This is a genomic window from Streptomyces sp. (genome assembly GCF_036566765.1).
Taxonomy (GTDB): Bacteria; Actinomycetota; Actinomycetes; order Streptomycetales; family Streptomycetaceae; genus Streptomyces.
Genome location: NZ_DATCVQ010000749.1, coordinates 1 through 2,629 on the forward strand (window position 1 = coordinate 1; position 2,629 = coordinate 2,629).

Here is a 2,629-nt window from a genome sequence, read left to right on the forward strand (position 1 = left end):
AAGGTCACCGAGAACGGCGGCAGCGTGCAGATGGGCCCGGACGACGCGGAGGGCGTCGGCCGCCTGGCCGTCTGCCTCGACCCGTCGTCCGCGGACTTCGTGGTGCTCACCCCGACCTCTGGCTGAGGCCCCAGCAGGCTCGGGGGGTGGCAGGCGGCGGCAGGGCTCTGATCGGCGTGCCGCAGTGCGCGGGGGTGAGGGATTCAACAGCTCGGCGTGCGGCACCCGCAGTGCCGCACGCCGAGGTCGAGATCGTGTCAGAGCCTGTGCAGGCCCGTGTAGGGACTGACGATACGGGTCTGGCTGGAGCCGAAGTCGACGAGCACCGCTCCGCCTGTGAGCTCCGTACCGATGATCCTTCCAAGGCCGTAGCGGTCGTGGGAGACGCGGTCTCCGAGGGTGAAGTCCTTGATCGCCTGAGCTGCGGGGGCTTTGAAGGGACTGGTGGGCAGGTGGCGCTGGTGCGCGGATCGGTTCGTCATTGTGATTCAGTATGCGCGACATAAGTCGAAGAACATAGATCTGCTGCCTGTCATCCCGAGCAACCGCCCGTCCTACGCGACCGGCTCGCCCCGCTGCCGGCGATCACGTCGGAGGCGATGACGGCACCTCCATGGTGGTCACGCGCACTCCGACGACCCGAACTATGGTGTCCCACCACATACGACCGTGACCTGCGTGTTTCTACGGTGTGGCGACAACGCAAACGTCCCCGTCACACGCCTGGAAGTGGTGCCGATGTCCTCCCCCGCGACCGCTCCTCCAACTCCCTCCAGCCTCAAGCGCATCGTCGCCGCGAGTCTCATCGGCACCACCATCGAGTGGTACGACTTCTTCCTCTACGGGTCGGCCGCCGCGCTGGTCTTCAACAAGCTCTTCTTCCCCGGGTCCGATCCGCTGGTCGGGACGCTGCTGTCGTTCCTGACGTACGCGGTCGGGTTCGCGGCGCGGCCGCTCGGGGCGCTGGTCTTCGGGCACTACGGTGACCGGCTCGGGCGCAAGAAGCTGCTGGTGCTCAGCCTGCTGCTGATGGGCGGCGCCACCTTCGCCATCGGTCTGCTGCCCACCCACGCCGCGATCGGCAGCGCCGCGCCGGTGCTGCTCACCGTGCTGCGGCTGGTGCAGGGCTTCGCGCTCGGCGGCGAGTGGGGCGGGGCCGTGCTCCTGGTGTCCGAGCACGGGGACGCCGGGCGGCGCGGGTTCTGGGCCTCCTGGCCGCAGACCGGGGCCCCGGCCGGGCAGCTGCTCGCGACGGGTGTGCTCTCGGCGCTCACCGCGCTGCTCTCGGACGCCGCGTTCCTGTCCTGGGGCTGGCGCGTGCCGTTCCTGCTGTCCGGCGTACTGGTGATCGTCGGTCTGTGGATTCGTCTCTCTGTCGACGAATCGCCGGTCTTCAAGGCCGCCCTGGCCGCTGCCGAGGCCCGCAAGGCCGAGGCCCCGGCCGCCGCCGAGAAGATGCCGCTGGTCGCCGTCCTGCGGCACCACTGGCGGGACGTGCTGATCGCCATGGGCGCGCGCATGGCCGAGAACATCAGCTACTACGTGATCACCGCGTTCATCCTCGTCTACGCGACCACCCAGGTCGGCCTGTCCAAGCAGACCGCGCTCAACGCCGTTCTGATCGCCTCCGCCGTCCACTTCGCCGTGATCCCCGCCTGGGGCGCGCTGTCGGACCGGATCGGCCGGCGGCCGGTGTACCTGATCGGCGCGATCGGCGTCGGGGCCTGGATGTTCCCGTTCTTCGCGCTCATCGACTCCAAGAGCTTCGGCAGCCTGCTGCTCGCGGTCACCGTCGGGCTGGTCCTGCACGGTGCGATGTACGCGCCGCAGGCGGCGTTCTTCTCGGAGATGTTCGCGACCCGGATGCGGTACTCGGGCGCCTCCATCGGCGCGCAGTTCTCCTCCGTCGCCGCCGGCGCTCCCGCGCCGCTCATCGCGACCGCGCTGCTCGCCGACTACGGCACCTCCACGCCGATCGCGCTGTACGTGATCGCCGCCGCGCTGCTCACGATCCTTGCGATCGGCTGCGCCAAGGAGACCCGCCACCGCGACCTGGCCACCTTGGAGCGCGACGCGGCCGACTCCCCCGGCCCGGGCGTGGTGCGGGCCGAGCACGCCTGACCGAACGCGCGCAGGAAGGCGCCGGGCCCAGGGCCCGGCGCCTTTGCGCGTCGTCAGCGCACCACCGCGTCCGACAAGGCATGCAGCCGCAGCGCGAGCTGGATCTCCAGCGCTCGGGCCGGGGACTGCCAGTCCTGGCCGAGCAGCCGGCCGATCCGCTCGATCCGCTGCGCCACGGTGTTCACGTGGACGTGCAGGTCGTCCTTGGTCCGGGCCGGGCTCATCCCGCTGGCGAAGTACGCCTCCATCGTGCGGACCAGGTCGGTGCCCCGCTTCTCGTCGTACGCGACGACCTCGCCGATCGTGCGGGCGACGAAGCCCTCGATGTCCCGGGAGTCGGCGAGCAGCAGCCCCAGGAAGCCGAGGTCCTCCGCGGCCGCGCCGTCCCCCGACCGGTTGAGCAGCCGCAGCGCGTCCAGGCAGCGGCGGGCCTCCTCGTACGCGACGGCCACGTCACCGGGGCGGGCCGCGGGGGCCTCGACGGGCGCGGAGGCGCCGACCGTGACGG

At 71.0% G+C, this 2,629-nt stretch carries 3 protein-coding genes and 1 pseudogene; 2 read left to right on the forward strand and 2 right to left on the reverse strand.

Annotated elements, in window-relative coordinates:
- Nucleotides 1–126, forward strand: a pseudogene (locus tag VIU94_RS43440) (VOC family protein); the annotation flags it as partial.
- Nucleotides 127–257: 131 nt separating this feature from the next.
- Here the strand turns inward: VIU94_RS43440 and VIU94_RS43445 are convergent.
- On the reverse strand, nucleotides 258–482 hold the full coding sequence (locus VIU94_RS43445) for a hypothetical protein (protein ID WP_331921040.1): 225 nt from the start codon (nucleotides 480–482) through the stop codon (nucleotides 258–260).
- A 256-nt stretch (nucleotides 483–738) separates the two neighbouring features.
- On the opposite strand from VIU94_RS43445, the gene VIU94_RS43450 reads away from it, so the two are divergent.
- Nucleotides 739–2,121 (forward strand): MFS transporter, encoded by a 1,383-nt coding sequence (locus VIU94_RS43450; protein WP_331921042.1) that lies wholly within the window; start codon nucleotides 739–741, stop codon nucleotides 2,119–2,121.
- A gap of 53 nt (nucleotides 2,122–2,174) precedes the next feature.
- Here VIU94_RS43450 and VIU94_RS43455 read toward each other — a convergent pair.
- Nucleotides 2,175–2,629: PucR family transcriptional regulator (locus tag VIU94_RS43455; RefSeq protein WP_331921044.1), on the reverse strand; the 455-nt coding region annotated here is incomplete at its 5' end.